Source organism: Pseudomonas vancouverensis, from assembly GCF_004348895.1.
GTDB classification, from domain to species: domain Bacteria; phylum Pseudomonadota; class Gammaproteobacteria; order Pseudomonadales; family Pseudomonadaceae; genus Aquipseudomonas; species Aquipseudomonas vancouverensis.
The window spans coordinates 1-1,220 of sequence record NZ_RRZK01000013.1 but is presented as its reverse complement, the minus strand read 5'-3'; the positions used below and the strand labels follow the sequence as shown (position 1 = coordinate 1,220).

At 50.0% G+C, this 1,220-nt stretch carries 1 rRNA gene; it reads right to left on the bottom strand.

Going from position 1 to position 1,220, the window contains the following annotated elements:
* A 23S ribosomal RNA gene (locus tag EIY72_RS12615) occupies positions 1–1,136 on the bottom strand; the annotation flags it as partial.
* Positions 1,137–1,220 lie beyond the last annotated feature (84 nt).

Here is a 1,220-nt window from a genome sequence, read left to right as displayed (position 1 = left end):
TTTGAGCCCCGTTACATCTTCCGCGCAGGCCGACTCGACTAGTGAGCTATTACGCTTTCTTTAAAGGGTGGCTGCTTCTAAGCCAACCTCCTAGCTGTCTAAGCCTTCCCACATCGTTTCCCACTTAACCATAACTTTGGGACCTTAGCTGACGGTCTGGGTTGTTTCCCTTTTCACGACGGACGTTAGCACCCGCCGTGTGTCTCCCATGCTCGGCACTTGTAGGTATTCGGAGTTTGCATCGGTTTGGTAAGTCGGGATGACCCCCTAGCCGAAACAGTGCTCTACCCCCTACAGTGATACATGAGGCGCTACCTAAATAGCTTTCGAGGAGAACCAGCTATCTCCGAGCTTGATTAGCCTTTCACTCCGATCCACAGGTCATCCGCTAACTTTTCAACGGTAGTCGGTTCGGTCCTCCAGTCAGTGTTACCTAACCTTCAACCTGCCCATGGATAGATCGCCCGGTTTCGGGTCTATTCCCAGCGACTAGACGCCCTATTAAGACTCGCTTTCGCTACGCCTCCCCTATTCGGTTAAGCTCGCCACTGAAAATAAGTCGCTGACCCATTATACAAAAGGTACGCAGTCACAGAACAAAGTCTGCTCCCACTGCTTGTACGCATACGGTTTCAGGATCTATTTCACTCCCCTCTCCGGGGTTCTTTTCGCCTTTCCCTCACGGTACTAGTTCACTATCGGTCAGTCAGTAGTATTTAGCCTTGGAGGATGGTCCCCCCATATTCAGACAAAGTTTCTCGTGCTCCGTCCTACTCGATTTCATGACTAAGAGATTTTCGCGTACAGGGCTATCACCCACTATGGCCGCACTTTCCAGAGCGTTCCGCTAATCTCAAAGCCACTTAAGGGCTAGTCCCCGTTCGCTCGCCACTACTAAGGGAATCTCGGTTGATTTCTTTTCCTCAGGGTACTTAGATGTTTCAGTTCCCCTGGTTCGCCTCTTGCACCTATGTATTCAGTACAAGATAACCATCTTATGATGGCTGGGTTCCCCCATTCAGACATCTCCGGATCAAAGTCTGTTTGCCGACTCCCCGAAGCTTTTCGCAGGCTACCACGTCTTTCATCGCCTCTGACTGCCAAGGCATCCACCGTATGCGCTTCTTCACTTGACCATATAACCCCAAGCAATCTGGTTATACTATGAAGACGACATTCGCCGAAAATTCGCAAAACTCTTAAGAGTCACTCACAAATTT